Raw genomic sequence first — 18,327 nt, 5'->3', positions numbered from 1 at the left:
GGTGCCTCAGGGCACCCTATCCAAATATCTTCTGCCTGCTTCATCCAGCCGTTTCTGAATTCTGGAGACCAGCTTTGCCGGAGAAAGTACCTGCATAGACTCTCCAAAGCCAAGTATTTCCCGCTCCAGTTCATAATTTAAGACTACATCAATCCTGATGACTGTTCCCTGGTCATCTTCTTTGATAACTTGCTGACTATGATGAATAGGCTTGGTTAATACATAAGGGGCATGATGCTTATCTATCCATAAGAACACCTTTTGTCCCCTGTCCTTCTCAGATTTGGTTACACCAAGTAAATCATTAAAATAACGGTCAAAGTCTACTCCTTTATAATCTATAAACGGCTCCTTAGTCAGCTCCTGAAACTCTATGATCCTATCTAGTGCAAGAGTAACCAATGTGGTTCCTTTTTTAGCTTTACTAATCAGAAACCATCTGTTTCTATACTCCTTCAAGAGATAAGGGAAATAAATATTATGCCGTGCTTTGATTGCCTTAAAAGACTTGTACTCAATCAACAGCGGTATTTTATTCAATATAGCCTGATACAGTGGATTAATATATTGCAGGCCCCGGAGTTGTTTATTCCCCTCAAACTGGATACAGTTCCGGCTTTGATGCGTTGACTTATAAAGGTTGTTTTCCAGTTTGGCAATCATATCACTCATTTCATCAAAGTAGCTGAACCCATTAAACTGCTTCAGGACCCCTACGATCTCTTTCATCTTTTCAATATCACCGTTGTTGATCGGTACTTTTGTAATACTGTAACTGGTATCACTATAGGCATAATACTTTCTGTCAGTAACTACAATAGGTGCATTATACCCTAATTTGTCACTCCGCATCAGTTGGATATCGGCTTGTATGGTGCGTTTACTTACGCCAGAAGTGATCCCCTCGTACTCATACAAAACAGTAGAAACCTTTTCAATAATATCATCCAGGCTCCATTTGCGGTACCTGTTCTTTAAACATTCATCAATGGCTTTATAACGGATCAGAGCTAATTTATTGATCGACATGGCTAAAATTCTTATTTATAAATGTAAAGAAAACAAAATACTACGCAATACAACTGCGTAACAAAATTTAATTCTCAGAAATACAGCCTAAAAACAAAATTATACACCTGAATACCAACAAGATAAAAAAAACAACACTAATCAACTATAACTACGCAATTACGCTGCGTCGTACAGCTTGCACCTTTGTAATGTCAGCAATGACAAACGTTCCTTGAAAAAATAATATAATATATAAGACATTCCTCAAAAGGGAATTATAATCCGGGAGGATAAACATCCATGTTGAGGGTTTCTGTATGACCCCATAGTATTGAGCCTGTAGGCATCAATATACTGATGTTTAAAATTGAAGATTGTATCAACACAATGTTGTGTGCGCGGGTTCGAGTCCCGCTCCTGGTTAAACAGGATAGATCAGAGGTTAGATCAACAACCCCCATGCAGGTTCGAATCCTGCTTCCAGAGTATGGAATAGCAAAATGGTAATGCAAAACAATTCCAATTGAAAGAAGAGATACTTTTCAAATTTCTCATGGAACAAATTACAGAGAAAGACATTCAGCTTTTAGCCGTCGTTCACCGAAGGGAAAAGCAGTCTGAGTTAAGCTTTGAAAGTATAACATAGAAAAAAGACATTGAGGTAAAATGCCAGGTTCTGGTAAGGTCATCTGCTCTCCATTGATCTGCGAGAATCTGGCAACCGGCCTCAGGACATTCTCTCTTATATTATACTTCCGCATAAATCGGGCGAATGTCTTTCAATGTGATTTATTAAAAGACAAAAAGAGACGGAAGAATGGTTAAAGAGTGTACCATTCTTCCCGGATCAGGAATAATAAAAATTAAACCAAAAAAGAGATGAAAAGAGTAACTGTAAATACCAACTCTGTAGGGTTGGTTTATAAAAGAAAAGAATTAAAAAGAGTATTAACTGCTGGTAGCTACTGGTTAGGCTTCTTTGAAAATATAGAAGTATATGATCAGTCCAAAACTTTCTATGCATTAACTGAATTAGACGTTTTATTATTGAATAAAACCTTCAAAGATCTGGTAAATCTGGTAGAAGTAAAAGATAATGAACTGGTACTGGTTTATCAGAACGGCAACTTCAAGCAAGTACTGACAGCAGGAAAATATGCCTTCTGGATAGGCCTGAATAACTATTCATTTGTCACTGCCGATCTGAATGAGTATGAGATTGCAGAAAACATAGATAGAAATACGCTTGAAAAGCCACAATTATCAGCTTATATCAAAGTATTCAAGGTTGAAAGTTATGAAACTGGTCTGATGATCGTGGATGGCAGATTAAAAAAAACACTGGAGCCAGGAAATTATATTTTCTGGAAAAACAGTACGGTCATCCAGGTTTTGAAAACCGATATCCGTCAGTTAAACATGGAAATCGCAGGACAGGAAATCCTGACTAAAGATAAGGCACAATTGAGAATCAACTTCAGTGTCCAGTACAAAGTGACTGATGCAATCGTTGCTTTACTGGAAAACAAAGAGTTTGACAAGCAGTTGTATATGGTAATCCAGTTAGCACTGAGAGAATTTATCGGAAAGATGACCTTTGATGAGCTGATGGAAAACAAGGAAAAGATCTCTGAAAATGTTCTCGAAATCTCAGCTAACAAAGCCTCTGGATTAGGTGTTGCCCTGATGAACTGCGGAGTGAAGGACATTATCCTGCCAGGGGACATCAAAGAGATCATGAACCAGGTTTTGATTGCCGAAAAAAGAGCACAGGCCAATTTAATTACCAGAAGAGAAGAAACGGCATCGACCAGAAGCTTGTTAAACACAGCTAAGTTAATGGAAGACAACACGATGCTGTACAAACTAAAAGAGATGGAGTACGTAGAAAAAATTGCAGAAAAGATTCATACCATAAGTCTTTCGGGCGGTGGACAAATCGTAGATCAGCTTAAACAAATTTTCATCAAGTCTTAATTGACAAATGATTAAATAAGATTATAATTATAGAAGAAATGAATACAAGAAATAACAGGGACAGACTGCCTGAAGCAGCTGACCTGACAGAAGATATTATCAGATTAAAAGAAGAAATAGCACCTTATACAATTTATGGGGCCGAACATATCGAAGAAGGCGCAAGAAAACAAATGGATATTGCGATGCGTCTTCCGGTTACCGCAGCCGGTGCCTTAATGCCTGATGCGCATCAAGGTTACGGATTGCCAATCGGTGGTGTTCTGGCGACAAGAAATGCAATTATACCTTATGGTGTAGGTGTAGACATCGGATGCAGAATGGCTTTGTCTGTCTTTGATATTACAGAAACCCATTTTTATGAAAATGAGGCTAAATATAAACGCGAACTGATTGCCCATACTAAATTTGGTGCCGGACATGGCTTTCAAGGTCAATACAAATCAGACCATGCCGTATTAGAGCGGGAAGAGTTTAACCTAACCCCTTTTATCAAAAACCTGCATGATAAGGCCTATGCGCAATTGGGAAGTTCAGGTGGTGGAAATCACTTTGTAGAATGGGGGATTATCGAATTTGAAACCAGAGACGAAGTACTGAATGTAGAAAAGGGTAAATACCTCGCCTTACTGACACATTCCGGCTCTCGTGGGTTAGGTGCGACACTGGCAGATTATTATACTAAACTGGCTAAGGAACACTGTAAATTACCAGCCGAAGCTGCGAACCTGGCCTACTTGGATCTGAATACCGAAGCTGGTCACGAATACTGGCTGGCGATGAACCTGGCCGGAGACTATGCTTCTGCCTGTCATGAAATTATTCATACCAAACTAACCAAAGCCATTGGCGCAGAGGTATTGGCCAAAGTAGAAAACCACCATAACTTTGCCTGGAAAGAAGTCTGGAATGGTGAAGAAGTTATTGTGCACCGTAAAGGGGCTACTCCTGCCGGAAAAGGTGTGATGGGTATTATACCAGGCTCTATGACTGCACCAGGATTCCTGGTCAGAGGTAAAGGCGAAAAGGAATCTATTAATTCGGCAGCGCATGGTGCGGGAAGACAAATGAGCAGGTCAAAAGCCATTAAAAACATTTCAAAAGATGAAATGAAAAAGGTGGTCACTGACCACAAGGTAACCTTGATCGGGGCCGGACTGGATGAGGCCCCAATGGCTTATAAAGACATTGAACTGGTCATGGCCGCTCAAAAAGAGCTGATTGATATCGTCGCTAAATTTACGCCAAAAATGGTCCGTATGGCTGATGACGGTAGCCGTGAAGATTAGAAGAGCAAAGGGTGCTGTAATTATTTTACAGCACCCTTTTTATATATTTAATGAAACTGTGCAGTTTCTGTGCTGTCTTTCATTGCTATCGTAGAGGCTGTCCCCTGCTGCACCGTATTCTGCACACAATCAAAATAACCTGTTCCCACAAAACTCTGATGTTTCACTGCTTTAAACCCATGTTCCTGTAAAGCAAATTCTCTTTGCTGTAACTGTGAAAACCCGGTCATCCCCTTTTGTTTATAGGCATGCGACAATTCAAACATAGAAGTATTCAGTGCATGGAAACCTGCCAGGGTAATAAACTGAAATTTATAACCCAGTGCTGCCAGATCTTCCCTGAAAGTTTCTATTTCCTTTTCGCTCAGGTGTTTGCTCCAGTTAAAAGACGGCGAACAATTATAAGCTAACAGCTTACCAGGATAAACTGCATGGATTGCCGCTGCAAACTCCCTCGCGATGGCCAGATCCGGCTGAGAGGTTTCCATCCATAACATATCTGCATAAGGCGCATAGGATATACCGCGTGAGATACATTGTTCCAGCCCGTTCCTTACCGTGTAAAACCCTTCGTTGGTTCTCTCCCCGGTAATAAATTCCCGGTCCCTGCTATCTACATCCGAAGTAATCAGATTAGCAGCTTCGCCATCAGTACGTGCAATAATCAGTGTAGACACATTCATTACATCTGCTGCCAGTCTTGCAGCAACCAATTTATTAATTGCCTCCTGTGTTGGTACCAAAACCTTTCCACCCAAATGCCCGCATTTCTTAGCAGAAGAGAGCTGGTCTTCAAAATGGACACCAGATGCACCAGCTTCAATCATGGCCTTCATCAATTCAAATGCATTGAGATTACCGCCAAAACCTGCCTCCGCATCTGCTACTATAGGGGCCATCCAGTCTTTTGAATTATCTCCGTTGACAGAATCAATCTGCTCACAGCGTAAAAAAGCGTTATTAATCCGTTTGACTACTTCAGGTACAGAATTAACAGGATAAAGTGACTGATCAGGATACATCGTGCCCGAAGTATTGGCATCTGCAGCGACCTGCCATCCACTCAGATAAACAGATTCCAGTCCTGCTGCCACTTCCTGTACGGCCTGGTTACCTGTTAAAGCACCCAGTCCGGCTACGTAAGCTTGCGTATTCAGTTTCAGCCACAATTTCTCTGCCCCGTTTTTAGCCAGGGTATATTCAATTTCTACCTTACTGCGCAGTTTCAAAACTTCTTCTGCACTATAAGGGCGATTAATACCTTCCCATCTTGGGTTGGTTTGCCATTCGGTCAATAGACTGGCTGCTTTAGCATTTGTTGCCATGATGGTTAATTTTTAAGGTTTACATTGGTTATTTATTTTATTTGGTTATGACTATCTGCAGTTAACAAATCGGATTCAGCATTTTGCAGCTCCGCTTCATCTTCCCTGCATACTTTTTTTTCATCATTGGAAAGAATAAGATCATAGGCAGGCAGGGTCAGAAAATCAACCCATCTGTTCTGTACCACCAGTCTGTTGAAAATACAGATGGCCTGAACATAAGCCCCCTCCTGGTAAGCTTTAGCCCCTACCGTATCTCTGATCTGCCAGATTTCATCATCGCGCAAATCTTCATACAGACTATGTGTAATCGTGCGGCCATCGGCCAATTTTGCCTGATTATGTACCCATTGCCAAACCTGCGTACGACAAATCTCAGCGGTAGCCGCATCCTCCATCAGATTATAGATTGCCGCTGCACCATTTCCACGAAGCCAGTTTTCGAGATACAGGATACCTACATTGATATTCTGTCTTAATCCTTCCTCGGTTATAGTTCCATGAGGTAATTCCAGCAAATCTGCTTCTGTACAAACAAAATCCTCGCGGGTGACATGCAGCTGGTTAGGTGTTTTCATACCTGCATCAAATATTGTTTTGGCTAAAGACACTAAACCAGGATGCGCAACCCAGGTTCCGTCATGACCATCTCTTACCTCACGCAGTTTATCGGCCTTTACTTTTTTCATCGCTGCTTCGTTGGCTGCCTCATTATTTTTAATTGGTATTTGTGCAGCCATTCCGCCTATCGCATGCGCTCCGCGTTTATGACAGGTTTGAATAACTAGTTGCGTATAAGCCCTCATAAAAGGGACTGTCATATTTACTTGTGCACGATCCGGAAAAACATAACCCGGAACGTTCCTGAATTTTTTGATAAAAGAGAAGATATAATCCCATCGTCCGCAGTTCATACCGGCCGAATGGTCTTTTAATTCATATAATATTTCATTCAGCTGGAAAGGGGCTAGTATCGTTTCGACTAATACAGTGGCTTTAATACTTCCCTGCGCAATCCCACAATAGTTTTGGGCAAATACAAAGACATCGTTCCATAATCTCGCCTCCTGATAACTTTCCAGTTTGGGTAAATAGAAATAAGGACCATTTCCATTTTGCAATAATGTTTTTGCATTATGAAAGAAATAAAGTCCAAAATCGATTAAACTGCCACTTGCAGCTTCACCATCAATTTCAATATGTTTTTCTTCCAGGTGCCAGCCTCTTGGACGAACAAATAAAATCGCAGTCTCCTCATTCAGCTTATACTCTTTTCCGTTGTCCGGATTAACAAAACTGATGGTCCGGTTCACTGCATCAGATAGATTAAGCTGTCCGCCGATAACATTATCCCAATTGGGTGAATTGCTGTCTTCCAGATCAGCCATAAAAACATTAGCCCCCGAGTTCATTGCATTGATAATCATCTTACGGTCTACCGGACCTGTGATCTCTACCCTACGGTCCAGGATATCTTCAGGAACAGAACTGATCTGCCAGTCTCCTTCCCTGATCGCAGCTGTCTCAGGAAGGAAAGAAGGTTCCCATCCATGATCTATTTTTTGCTGAACCACCTCCCTTTCCGCTAAAAGCGCTTTTCGGTGTACATTAAACTGCAGATGCAATGCTTTAATAAACTGCAGTGCTTCATTAGAAAGCACTTGAGTGTAAGCTGCCCGGAAAGGCGCATTAATGGTGATTCCCTCTGGGGTACTATACCATGTTTTTAGGTGATTCATATTTGCTGTCATGGTTGTAAATTTTATACAATATACGGATTATTCTCAATTAGCGAATATTTCGCTAATATTTTTATTTTCGTTGATTGATGCATTTTAACTACTTTAGTAAGATGATAACCAATAATGATAGTGTGAGGCTCATTTTAGGCCTTAAAGTAAAATCATTACGCCAGGAAAAAGGACTGTCTTACCAGCAGCTTGCCGAAAAAACTGGCATGTCTCTTTCCTATGTACATGATATTGAGACAGGAAAGAAATTTCCAAAGGCTGACAAAATACTCTCGCTCGCTAAAATTCTGGGCGTAGATTATGATTATCTGGTTTCCCTGAGGGCCAGCAAAAAGCTTCAGCCTATTATAGATCTGATCAACTCCGATTTTATCAATGCTATTCCATGGGAACATTTTGGATTAACACCAGCAGCTTTGCTCGATCTGTTTTCCAACACCCCTGATAAGGTAACTGCTTTTATCAGTACCCTGCTTAAGATTTCCAGAAGTTATCAGTTATCCAAAGAAAACTTCTACAATGCTGCATTACGTTCTTACCAGGATCTGCACGATAACTATTTTGAAGCTATAGAAGATGTGGTAAGAAACTTCAGAACAGCCTATCAATGGGAAGAAATACTACAGATCGATGTCACTTTACTCGAGAGTATATTAACCGGCATGGGTATACAAATCAATCGTAAACGGATGAATACCATGGAAGCTTTACATGGCCTGCGTTCTTTTTACGCTGTAAACACTAAAATATTTTACATCAATAAAGGAATGACCCCTGCGCAGGAAAAGTTTCTTTTAGCCAGGGAGATTGGTTTTCAGTATCTCAGTATTACCGAAAGGCCTTATGAAACGATTATCCAGCATAGCGATTCATTTGATATGATGCTCAATAATTTCAAAGCCTCATATTTTGCAGTTGCCTTGCTCATGCAGGAAGAGAAATTTGTAGAAGAAGTAAAAGGCATTATGATGCAGACAAAATGGAATGACAAGGTCTGGCTGGATCTCTGTCATACCTATGATGTCACACCCGAAATGATGATCCAGAGACTGACCAATATCTTACCAAAACATTTTGGCATTGATCAGCTCTTTTTTCTGCGCATTACAGGAGATACCCAGAAAGATGAATATGAAATCACCAAAGAGCTACACCTTTCTCAGCTACATAATCCGCATGCCAACGCAACACATGAACATTATTGCCGCCGCTGGATATCCATTACTTCACTACAACAGACAGCAGAACTGGTAAACAGGAAAAAATATAAATACCCGGTTGTAGAAGCTCAGATCTCTCAGTACTGGCAGACACACAACAGATACCTGTGTATATCGATTTCTAAACCTGCCAGAAAAACCAATGAGATGGTCAGTGTAACTATTGGTCTTTTAATAGACCAGAAACTGCTCCAGGCTATGTCTTTTATCAACGACATGACTATTCCGGTGAAAACAGTACATACTACCTGTGAACGTTGTGGCATTATGGATTGTAAAGAAAGAGCTGCACCACCAGTTGAAATCTTCAGACAACAACAACAGGAACAAATCAGTATAGCACTCAAACAACTGGAATAAAAAAGGGACTGATTCATGATCAGTCCCTTTTGTTATTTTTTCCTCATTCCTTATCGCAGCAAGGAGACTAATTCTGCTATCCTGTTAGAGATCCCTACTTCGTTATCATACCAGGCAACAACTTTAACAAAGTTACCCATAGCTTTAGTAAGACTGCCATCTACAATTGAAGAATGTGTATTACCTAGAATATCTGAAGAAACAAAAGGTTCTTCTGTATATTCCATTATGCCTTTAAGTGAGTTGCCAGCATAAGATTTAAACAGGTTATTCAGATCGGTCACTGAGACCTCTTTTTTCAGGTTAATTGACAAATCCACAATAGATGCATCAATGACAGGAACGCGATATGAATAACCGTCCATTTTACCCTTTAAGTTAGGCAGAACATCGCCAATAGCTTTGGCTGCACCAGTAGTTGTAGGGATAATGGAATAAGATGCTGCACGTGCTCTTCTCAAATCTTTGTGAGGAGCATCCTGCAAGTTTTGATCAGAGGTAAAAGCATGAACAGTAATCATATATCCGGATTCGATTCCAAATTCCTTATCCAGAATAGATAATATCGGGGCTATACTTCCAGTAGTGCAGGATGCCGTTGAATAAATCAAATCATCCCCTATTAACGCTGTATTAACGCCGTGTACAATCGTTTTTACGCCACCAGAGGCTGGTGCGGTAATCAATACTTTTTTTGCGCCTGCATGGATATGTGAATAAGCTGAAGTTTTATCAGTAAACCTTCCTGTTGATTCTATGACTACATCGATTGCCAGATCTTTCCAGGGAAGCTTTTCCGGATCTCTTTCACTCAGTAAGCGTATGCGTTTGCCATTTACGATCATCGTATCACCGTCACTGTCTACTTCTCCGGGAAAGCGTCCGTGAGCAGTATCATATTTAAGCAGATGTGTTAATGTCCTGATGTCTGTCAGATCATTTACTGCGACAACTTCTACTTCTGGTTTATCTTGTAATGCCCGAAGGGTCATCCTTCCTATGCGGCCGAATCCATTAATTGCGATTTTCATACTATTTCTATTAATTTCTGTGTTATAAATCAGGTTGCATCACGTCGTTAATACCGGGTGTTTTGAGAGAGGTCCTGAATGCCCGGCGATAGTCGGAAGGCGTAATCATTAAATGCCTCAGAAAGGTTCGTCTCATGGAAACCAGTCCACCTAAACCGCATTTTTCAGCTATATTTTCAAGCGACATATCACTATTCTCCAGATATTTACGGGCTGTCTCCACCCTTAGTTTTTCTATAAATTTAGCGGGAGGCAAACCAGTTTGTTTATGAAAAACACGTGTAAAATTTCTTGGACTCATATTTAAATGATCGGCGATCCGGATGATATCCAATGGCTGATGCAGATTTTCGCTAAACCAGCTATGTAATTTTCCGGCAAGATTTGAACTTTCATAAACCGGCAGCAAGTTGGCAAACTGAACCTGGAACCCAGGTCTGGATAAGTAAAAAACTAATCTCCTGGCTACCTGAACGGCAATGTCTTTTCCGTGGTCTTCTTCGACCAAAGCCAGCGCAAGATCAATTCCTGAAGACACGCCACCAGAAGTATAAATGCGTCCATCGTTTGTATAAAAGGCATTGGTATTCACTTCAACAAGCGGATATTCCTTCTTTAACCTTTCACTCAATTGCCAATGTGTCGTCGCTTTTTTTCCGTTTAACAACCCTGCCTCGGCTAAAACAAACGCACCTCCGCAAACTGATCCGATCCGGCGTGTATTACTTTCATTTACGAATGACAACCAATTACAGAAATCAGCATATGCAGATTTCTGTAATTGGTTGTCATTTCCAGCAACTATTACGGTATCAATAGGTGTTGTAATTTCCATTGCACTGTGCTGACAGCTAATTTCAATTCCAGTTGAAGTGACTACTTTCTTATTCAAGGTTGGAGACACGATTAGCACATCGTAGCCCATTTTTGAACCAGAAAGACTTAAACACTTGTCGGCATTGGTAAAAACATCAGCCGGACCTGCAAAATTAAGCAGCATATTGCCTGACATGGCTACAATTACGACTCGTTTTTTTTGCTGATTATTAACGGTTATTGCTTTACCATCATTCATAATGACAAATTTACAACCTAAGTTAACTGTCTAAAAGGACATATTTTATACAATTCAGGCCAAATGGAATAACCATAAAATACTGAACAAAAAAAAAAGAGGCTGTATCATTTCTATCAATGATACAGCCTCTTTTAGATATGATCCGTTTTTTTTAAAGCTTGAAACCGTAAGCAATACGTAAAGCTATTTGTCCCGTATTATTACCTAAATAACGTAAAGCATCACCTTTACCAGCATTTTCATACTTAAGACCTAAATCCAGACCACTACTGAATGAATAACCTATTGTAGGTGCATAAAGGAAAGTAGTTTTTGAATTTTTAGAAACTCCAAAAGCCGCTCCAGCCTCTCCCATTGCATAGATTCCTGAACCACTTGGATCAAAGAAATATTTCAAACCAGTTTTTACCGGAATATATCCATAATCAGGAACTTTAACTACACCGTCACCTGGATTATAAGTCGCATTTTTAGCAAAAAAATGAGTGTAACCAACACCTACCGGAACCGATAACTGTTTAGTCAGGTCAAACTGACCACGTACATCCAGACCAGCTGCAATACTATAATTACTGCTTGTCGGAATTCCTATATTAGCACCAATCCCTAATTTTTGTGCACTGGCATTCGTAGAAAAGAATATTGCCACAGCAGCTACTGCCGAAGCAAGATATTTTGTAGAATTTTTCATTTGTTTCTTCATTTGTTTTTAACTGTCCGGGATTGATAATCAATACCAATCTCCTGCATGGGTAATTACAAATTGTATGCCATTACGATTTAAAATGGCTTTTTAAGGTCTCAAAACAAGTTCATAAACCAGCTATCCGGCATTTTCAGAAATTTTAAATTCCTTCATACCGACCTGGCCAGTCCTGTCCGGAAGCCACCAATCACACCAACACAAAACACTACGTAACAGTCATTTATACAGAAAACTCAGCTTTATATAATTCGATAACCCTCTGGGTTAAATACTCCGGTCCTTGTACTGAATCCAGCCAGTTTATCAGAATACCGTCTTTTTCCATTTTTCTGAAAAAAGTCATCTGTCTTTTAGCAAACTGACGGATTGCGAAGTACAATTTCTCCTTTAAGTCCGGTAAACTGAGCTTATTTTGGAGATATTCTGTGATGAATTTATATTCCAAACCGTAAAAGACAAGCATTTCTGCACTTACTCCGCGCTTTAAAAGGCCTTCCACTTCTTCAATTAAACCTTCGTCAAAACGTGCATTTAATCGCTGAAAGATTCTTTCCCTTCGCAAGTCTACTGGTCCGCTTAGTCCTATAACCAGTGGATGAACTTCAGGATAATTCACTTCAGGTAAATCATTCTCCTTTAAATAAGCTGCAATTTCAATTGCCCTGACCAGTCTTTTTGCAGAAGAAAGATCTGCATGCGCTGTTAAAGAAGCCGGATAAGCAGTCAATATTTTCCGCAGAGCTACAATATCATGTGCCGGCAGACTATTCCTTAATTCTTCATTAACCGGAACGGCGGTATAAGGTTGTTTTTGCAGAATGCTGTGAATATACATTCCTGTACCACCACACAGCACAGGTAATTTATGTTGTGCTGTCAGCCGATCAAAGACTGTATAAAAATCCTCTTTAAATGCATTCACATTATAAATTCCTCCTGCTTCCCTGATATTAATCAGATGATAAGGCACCAGCTGACCATCCTTTTCGTATTCTCCGAGATCTTTTCCCGTACCAATATCCATATCTTTAAATACCTGTCTGCTATCTGCACTGATGATCTCTCCATTCAGTGCATGGGCAACGCTGACAGCTAGTTTTGTTTTTCCCGAAGCGGTAGGGCCGAGAATAATTAAAAGAGGATTTTTGTCCATTTACAAGTGTAAGATATATTTGAGATTTCCCATATTAAATACGCTGAAATAATGAGCAGAATTTAAGTATCCGACACGTTCAGCAGCCGACAGCTCAGCAACTATCAGATTGAGTTCAGGGGGTAAGCGATGGGGGAAATAGCGGATCATTTTTTGCGTATCCAGCCATATTTCAGCCGGAGGTGTTTGCGCCACCAGTTCAAAGCCCAGTTTCGTATAACCTTTGCCATAAGACCAGTCCAGATCTGCATAAGTCATCACATCGTCCGGTTGTAAAGTCTTGATGAAATGTTGAAGTAACTTACTTAATCCGCCCTGTACCGTAAATCCGTCCGCCGTCGCAAACCGGATCAACTCTGCAGAGGTATAGTCCGGATGTTTTCTGATCATTTTCCTTTTGCCGCTAAAAGTGGCAACAGCAACAATCTGATCATTAAGCAGTAAGGCATACCGGTACCTGGAAGTGGCCGATCCCTGAAGATGGTGCTGATTTAAAAACTGATCTGCCTGGGGCTGAGTAATGCTCAGGATATTGGTTTTCCGTCCATGTATCCTTTTATTTCTGCCCAATAGTGCACTGATCCGGCTCAGTACCTGTACAGTCCTGTTCTGCCATACATCTTCCCAAAGCTGAATCAGCTGTTTACCCTCTGCCAGATAATCCTGTTGCAGCTGTAAGGTTTCCCTGCAACCGGGCTGTGTGTCAATGGTAATGAGGTGCAGGAATAACTGTTCATTCTCCCGGAACCTCATTAAAAGAAAAGAGTCAGAAATAAAAAGTTCTGACTCAATGCCAATTTTCAATAATTCTTGTTTAAGCTCTTCTTTCCAGCTTATATTTTTTATACCCACTCCTGCTCTTTAAATATTTTAAAGCCGGCTGCTACTCTGTCTTCAATTAAATTCAAAGTCACGTCATCCAGTTCTTTAATGTACATTGTTCGTTCATGCTGCGCAACAGACTCAGGCAACAGATCAAATGCGACATGATCGTCGATGATTTCCAAACTAAGGAAGAACTTCGGTTGTTGTTTTCCATTCCCGGTTCCTACCGGGGTTTCTGTCCAAAGATCATATTTTTTTTCACTGTCAGTCTGATGATTAAACCCCAATCTGACATAAGGTTGTATCGCGGCTCTGATAGTCTGGAAGATTTCAATAAGATCTGTTTTCATTTTTTTTTGTTTTTGAATACATACCTATAACACGTATTAAAAACTATTGTTTACCATTAGCTGCAATATTTAACCACCATTTTGTAGCCGGGTATGCTGCCCCAATAATTACTGTTTCACCTAACAAAGGAGTTGTGATCATTTGATGCTGTTCTTCCGCGCTTTTAACTACACGCAGGACAGGCTCATTCCAGTCATGCAAAGCTAAGGTAAACTTTGCCCAGTGCACAGGCATCAGGACTTTTGCCTGCAGGTCTTTTGCAGCTTTTACCGTTTGTTCAGGGAACATATGGATATATGGCCATAACTCATTATACTGTCCACATTCCAGGATCGCCAGATCAAACGGCCCGTATTGGTCCCCTATCTCTTTAAAATGAGTGTCATAACCCGAATCACCGCCTAAAAATAATTTAGATGTACCTGTTTCCAGAACAAAAGAAGACCATAACGTCCGGTTCCTTTTAAACAGTCTTCCTGTGAAATGTCTTGCTGGGGTTGCTGTAAATTTGAACCCGTTTAAAACCGTTTGTTCAGACCAGGCTAATTCTGTAATCTGACTGGCTGGAATTCCCCATCTGACCAGGTGTGCCCCTACTCCAGCCGAAGTTAAGAAATGCTTTGTTCTGTCCTTCAGTTTTAAAATACTCTGATAATCCAGGTGATCATAATGATCATGTGTAATCAATAAAATATCAATTGCCGGAAAATCCTCAGCGCTGATAAAATCAGTTCCATCATAATACTTCCTGCCAATAAAAGAAAATGGCGAGGGTGTTCTGCTAAATACAGGATCAACCAGTATTTTCACCTGATCTAGCTGAAGTAAATAAGACGAGTGGCCAAACCAGGTCACTTTATGTCCGGAAACAGAATCCAGTTCAGGTTTGACATGTGGTAAAACCCCTGAAGGCCTGTTATTCGGATTCCCCTTCAACATAGCCCGGATAATTCCCCAGTATCCCTGGTCTTCCGGTTTCATGGGCGTAAAAGAAAGATTTTGCAAAACATCCTCTTTTACATTAGGCAACAGCCTGATTCTTTCCAGTCTTGCCCCTTCAGGCAAACGTCCAAAAACAGGAAGAGATAAAGTGATATAAGTCAATAACGCTAAAGCGCAGACAATGAACAAAATGATATACATAGTTTAAGATAAATGTTAATATCCGGAAATTCCGCACCGAATATAACAATTGGAGGTAGGATCACGGTCAGGAATTTATTAATATTGCAGCAGCCTGTTTAATCTCAAAAGCCAGAAACGATGACAAATACTGTTTTTTTAAACGATACTTATCTAGACGCAACTCAAGCATCCTTATTAATTTCAGATCTTTCCATACTAAGAGGATACGGCATATTTGATTTTTTCAAGACCATCAATGACAGGCCGGTTTTTCTACAGGATCATCTGGAACGCTTTTTCAATTCTGCAGCCAGAATGCACCTGCAGGTTAAATACACAGCAGCTGAGTTGGAAGAAATTATCAACAAACTTATCAAAATCAACAACTTACCTGACTCAGGAATACGGCTGACCTTAACCGGAGGTTATTCAGCAGATGGGTATCATTTACCGGTATCCCCAAACCTGATTATCACCCAGCACCCCCTGAATATCCCTTCAGCCTTAGATTCAAAAGGAATGTCCCTGGTGACTTACGCCTATCAGAGACAACTGGCAGAAATGAAAACCCTGGATTATTCTATGGCCATCTGGCTAAAATCTTTTATTGATGAAAATAAAGCCGATGACGTATTGTATCATGCTGACGGTTTGGTTAAAGAATGTCCGCGTGCAAATTTTTTCATCGTTACTCCTGAACAGGAAGTCATTACAGCTAAAAATGGTATTCTTAGTGGAGTAATCCGTAAAAATATCCTTAACCTGAAGTACACCGGCTTCCAGCTGACCGAACGTGATTTCACTTTAACAGAGCTTAACCAGGCTAGTGAGGCATTTATCACCAGTACGACCAAAAACATTTTACCTGTTCTGAAAATAGACGGAAAAAATGTAGGCAATGGAGAAGCAGGACCTGTTACCAGGAAACTTTCTGAACTGCTTCTGGAAAAAATCAAATCGGTTTAACCTAAGCTTCTGTAACAGCCGGAGCCTCTTTCTTAGGAATCAGCTTTTCTGCAAGACCAGCTCCGGCCGCAAGCAGCTCATTGGTAATTGCCCGGGTATAATCAGAAATTTCAGCTTTAAATTCGGTAACTGAGGCCCCAGACCTGATCTCCTCCAGGCGTTTTTCCCAGGAACCGGTCAGTTCTGCCTGTGCAATTTTCTGATCTTTAACCACGTCATACACGGCAAGGCCTTTAAAAGTAGGTACAAGATTTCTCTTCTCCCGCATAATATATTCCCTGGTAATCAGTGTTTCAATGATTGCTGCCCTGGTTGCCGGTGTGCCTAATCCACTATCTTTCATCGCATAGCGCAACTCTTCATCTTCAATTTCTTTACCAGAGGTCTCCAGCGCTTTCAGCAGGGAAGCTTCATTGTATAGCGCTTTAGGCTTAGTTTGTTTCTCTAACAATGCCTTTTCGACAATCGGTAAAAGTTCTCCCTTTTTGACTTTTGGAAGCGAAGGGTTATCCTCATCCTTTTTATCATCCTCTTTATCATTTAATACAGATCTCCATCCCGCAGAGCGGATTACCGTACCATTGGCGATAAACAAAGAACCAGATTCGATAGTAATTTTAGTCACTTCCTTAACACATTCCTGGTGGAAAGCCTCCAGCATACGACCAACAACCATATCATAGACAGCCTGTTTATCCGCACTCAGATGATAAGGTGTCTCACCGGTTGGCAGAATAGCATGGTGATCCGTCACTTTTTTCGCATTCACACTCCTTTTATTCAGTGGGGTTATCATCAGGAATTCAGCCTGTTTCCCAAAATCAGGATGTGTCGTTAATTGTGTAATGAGCTGAGGGACTCCGGCAAATACATCATCACCGATGTACCTGCTGCCTGTCCGGGGATAGGAAACCAGTTTACTCTCGTATAAATTCTGTAGTATATTCAATGTCTGATCAGCAGTATATCCCTTACGTTTATTGGCTTCCTGTTGTAAACTACTCAGGTCATGCAATAAAGGAGGTGGTTCCTTCCTTGGTTTAGCTTCTACATCAATGATCTTTCCGCCCGTTGGAAAACCTGAATTAACATCTTCAATTTTATCAAACAGGATCTGTGCTTCTTCCTTTACATTGAAATTCACGATAGAAACGGCCTTAAACAACTGTCCGTCCTTATCCAGCTGTATCCCCAGCTGATAATATAACTGAGGAACAAAATTCTTGATTTCAAGAAACCTGGAGCAGATCATGGCCAGTGTCGGTGTCTGAACCCTGCCCAGCGACAGTACTGATCTTGCGCCGGCCGAGATACTGAGTGCCTGCGTGGCATTCATCCCTACCAGCCAGTCAGATTCCGATCTGCAATGCGCTGAATTAAATAAAGTATCATAATCCGTACCCGGTTTTAGATTCCGGAACCCCTCCTTGATCGCTTCGTCAGTCTGCGAGGAGATCCAGAGTCTTTTAAAAGGTTTTTTACATTTCAGAAAATAATAGATATAGCGGAAGATGAGTTCACCTTCTCTCCCGGCATCCGTTGCGACGATAATCTCCGTAGCTTCATCAAAAAGCTTTTTGATGATATCCAGTTGTTTCCTCACGCCCGGATCTTCTACCAGACCGTCCTTGGTTTTGATTTTCCGGATGGCCAGTTTAAACTTAGCCGGGAGCATGGGCAGATGTTGTCTTCTCCAGCCAATAAAGCCATATTCCTGTGGAGGTGCCAATTGCAGAAGATGTCCGAATGCCCAGGTGAAAGAGTATCCTTTCCCCTCAATGTATCCGTCTTTTCTACCCGTTGCGCCAAACACTTTAGCCAGTTCACGTGCAACTGATGGTTTCTCTGCAATTACAATCTTCATCTGATATCCTTTAGTTAGAACCCCTAAATTTCATCAAAATACTTCGTATAAAAAAACCAGACAGCTCTGGTAACATCTACATTTCCCTATCAGCAAGCCGCTTTAACACTATTCATACACCAACCTAACCAACAAGGCAACAAGCCATTAAGGCCATCACCTCAATAACTACCCCAGCTGGTCTGCCGGTCAAAAAAATATTTTAATGTTGCATAGCTATAGACGGATAAGACTTAGTCGGGTTGTGCTGGGGTACTGTTCGGGATGAGGCCACCATGAGGCCACCATTACCCCA

The 18,327-nt window shown here is 40.9% G+C and carries 15 protein-coding genes; 4 read left to right on the top strand and 11 right to left on the bottom strand.

Annotation, left to right across the window (positions count from 1 at the left end):
- Nucleotides 1-6: 6 nt before the first annotated feature.
- A complete protein-coding gene (locus HDF25_RS19160; RefSeq protein ID WP_184627740.1) occupies nt 7-1,029 on the bottom strand; it encodes a helix-turn-helix transcriptional regulator in 1,023 nt (340 codons plus the stop codon).
- An 861-nt stretch (nt 1,030-1,890) separates the two neighbouring features.
- Here HDF25_RS19160 and HDF25_RS19155 point away from each other — a divergent pair.
- The gene (locus HDF25_RS19155; RefSeq protein ID WP_184627738.1) at nt 1,891-2,988 is read left to right on the top strand and encodes a slipin family protein; all 1,098 of its coding nucleotides are present in this window, start codon (nt 1,891-1,893) and stop codon (nt 2,986-2,988) included.
- Between the two features lie 38 nt (nt 2,989-3,026).
- Complete coding sequence (locus tag HDF25_RS19150) at nt 3,027-4,277, top strand: RtcB family protein (protein ID WP_184627736.1); 1,251 nt, start codon at nt 3,027-3,029, stop codon at nt 4,275-4,277.
- Between the two features lie 47 nt (nt 4,278-4,324).
- On the opposite strand, the gene aceA is transcribed toward HDF25_RS19150, so the two are convergent.
- Both aceA and aceB read right to left on the bottom strand, forming a co-directional pair.
- Complete coding sequence (gene aceA, locus HDF25_RS19145; RefSeq protein WP_184627734.1) at nt 4,325-5,602, bottom strand: isocitrate lyase; 1,278 nt, start codon at nt 5,600-5,602, stop codon at nt 4,325-4,327.
- A gap of 32 nt (nt 5,603-5,634) precedes the next feature.
- Nucleotides 5,635-7,353 (bottom strand): malate synthase A, encoded by a 1,719-nt coding sequence (gene aceB, locus HDF25_RS19140; RefSeq protein ID WP_221450957.1) that lies wholly within the window; start codon nt 7,351-7,353, stop codon nt 5,635-5,637.
- A gap of 101 nt (nt 7,354-7,454) precedes the next feature.
- On the opposite strand from aceB, the gene HDF25_RS19135 reads away from it, so the two are divergent.
- Nucleotides 7,455-8,933: an XRE family transcriptional regulator gene (locus HDF25_RS19135; protein ID WP_184627732.1), complete on the top strand. Its 1,479-nt coding sequence runs from the start codon at nt 7,455-7,457 to the stop codon at nt 8,931-8,933.
- A 50-nt stretch (nt 8,934-8,983) separates the two neighbouring features.
- On the opposite strand, the gene gap is transcribed toward HDF25_RS19135, so the two are convergent.
- The 7 genes from gap to HDF25_RS19100 form a co-directional block, all read right to left on the bottom strand.
- Nucleotides 8,984-9,964 (bottom strand): type I glyceraldehyde-3-phosphate dehydrogenase, encoded by a 981-nt coding sequence (gene gap, locus HDF25_RS19130; protein ID WP_184627730.1) that lies wholly within the window; start codon nt 9,962-9,964, stop codon nt 8,984-8,986.
- 22 nt (nt 9,965-9,986) lie between these two features.
- Complete coding sequence (locus HDF25_RS19125) at nt 9,987-11,039, bottom strand: GlxA family transcriptional regulator (protein WP_184627728.1); 1,053 nt, start codon at nt 11,037-11,039, stop codon at nt 9,987-9,989.
- Nucleotides 11,040-11,193: 154 nt separating this feature from the next.
- On the bottom strand, nt 11,194-11,733 hold the full coding sequence (locus HDF25_RS19120; protein ID WP_184627726.1) for a hypothetical protein: 540 nt from the start codon (nt 11,731-11,733) through the stop codon (nt 11,194-11,196).
- Nucleotides 11,734-11,968: 235 nt separating this feature from the next.
- Nucleotides 11,969-12,901 carry a tRNA (adenosine(37)-N6)-dimethylallyltransferase MiaA gene (gene miaA / locus HDF25_RS19115; protein WP_184627724.1) on the bottom strand — a complete coding sequence of 311 codons (933 nt, stop codon included), beginning with the start codon at nt 12,899-12,901 and terminating at the stop codon, nt 11,969-11,971.
- Nucleotides 12,902-13,753 carry a hypothetical protein gene (locus HDF25_RS19110; RefSeq protein WP_184627722.1) on the bottom strand — a complete coding sequence of 284 codons (852 nt, stop codon included), beginning with the start codon at nt 13,751-13,753 and terminating at the stop codon, nt 12,902-12,904.
- Nucleotides 13,744-14,076, bottom strand: coding sequence for a hypothetical protein (locus tag HDF25_RS19105; RefSeq protein WP_184627720.1), 333 nt, complete (start codon nt 14,074-14,076; stop codon nt 13,744-13,746). The genes HDF25_RS19110 and HDF25_RS19105 overlap by 10 nt, the downstream gene beginning before the upstream one ends.
- Before the next feature lie 43 nt (nt 14,077-14,119).
- Nucleotides 14,120-15,220: an MBL fold metallo-hydrolase gene (locus HDF25_RS19100; protein ID WP_184627718.1), complete on the bottom strand. Its 1,101-nt coding sequence runs from the start codon at nt 15,218-15,220 to the stop codon at nt 14,120-14,122.
- Nucleotides 15,221-15,340: 120 nt separating this feature from the next.
- Between HDF25_RS19100 and HDF25_RS19095 the strand changes: the two genes are divergently transcribed.
- Entirely contained in the window at nt 15,341-16,168 is an 828-nt protein-coding gene (locus HDF25_RS19095; RefSeq protein WP_184627716.1) for an aminotransferase class IV, read from the top strand.
- A gap of 1 nt (nt 16,169) precedes the next feature.
- On the opposite strand, the gene topB is transcribed toward HDF25_RS19095, so the two are convergent.
- Nucleotides 16,170-18,032 (bottom strand): DNA topoisomerase III, encoded by a 1,863-nt coding sequence (gene topB, locus HDF25_RS19090; protein ID WP_184627714.1) that lies wholly within the window; start codon nt 18,030-18,032, stop codon nt 16,170-16,172.
- Nucleotides 18,033-18,327: the final 295 nt, after the last annotated feature.

This window comes from Pedobacter cryoconitis, from assembly GCF_014207135.1.
GTDB classification, from domain to species: domain Bacteria; phylum Bacteroidota; class Bacteroidia; order Sphingobacteriales; family Sphingobacteriaceae; genus Pedobacter; species Pedobacter cryoconitis_D.
The sequence above is the reverse complement of the archived record's forward strand: the minus strand, read 5'-3'. Positions and strand labels throughout refer to the sequence as shown.

Coding starts and splice junctions, on each gene's coding strand:
- HDF25_RS19160 (WP_184627740.1), bottom strand. CDS start 1,029: ATGTCGATCAATAAATTAGCTCTGATCCGTTATAAAGCCATTGATGAA.
- HDF25_RS19155 (WP_184627738.1), top strand. CDS start 1,891: ATGAAAAGAGTAACTGTAAATACCAACTCTGTAGGGTTGGTTTATAAA.
- HDF25_RS19150 (WP_184627736.1), top strand. CDS start 3,027: ATGAATACAAGAAATAACAGGGACAGACTGCCTGAAGCAGCTGACCTG.
- aceA (WP_184627734.1), bottom strand. CDS start 5,602: ATGGCAACAAATGCTAAAGCAGCCAGTCTATTGACCGAATGGCAAACC.
- aceB (WP_221450957.1), bottom strand. CDS start 7,353: ATGACAGCAAATATGAATCACCTAAAAACATGGTATAGTACCCCAGAG.
- HDF25_RS19135 (WP_184627732.1), top strand. CDS start 7,455: ATGATAACCAATAATGATAGTGTGAGGCTCATTTTAGGCCTTAAAGTA.
- gap (WP_184627730.1), bottom strand. CDS start 9,964: ATGAAAATCGCAATTAATGGATTCGGCCGCATAGGAAGGATGACCCTT.
- HDF25_RS19125 (WP_184627728.1), bottom strand. CDS start 11,039: ATGAATGATGGTAAAGCAATAACCGTTAATAATCAGCAAAAAAAACGA.
- HDF25_RS19120 (WP_184627726.1), bottom strand. CDS start 11,733: ATGAAAAATTCTACAAAATATCTTGCTTCGGCAGTAGCTGCTGTGGCA.
- miaA (WP_184627724.1), bottom strand. CDS start 12,901: ATGGACAAAAATCCTCTTTTAATTATTCTCGGCCCTACCGCTTCGGGA.
- HDF25_RS19105 (WP_184627720.1), bottom strand. CDS start 14,076: ATGAAAACAGATCTTATTGAAATCTTCCAGACTATCAGAGCCGCGATA.
- HDF25_RS19100 (WP_184627718.1), bottom strand. CDS start 15,220: ATGTATATCATTTTGTTCATTGTCTGCGCTTTAGCGTTATTGACTTAT.
- HDF25_RS19095 (WP_184627716.1), top strand. CDS start 15,341: ATGACAAATACTGTTTTTTTAAACGATACTTATCTAGACGCAACTCAA.
- topB (WP_184627714.1), bottom strand. CDS start 18,032: ATGAAGATTGTAATTGCAGAGAAACCATCAGTTGCACGTGAACTGGCT.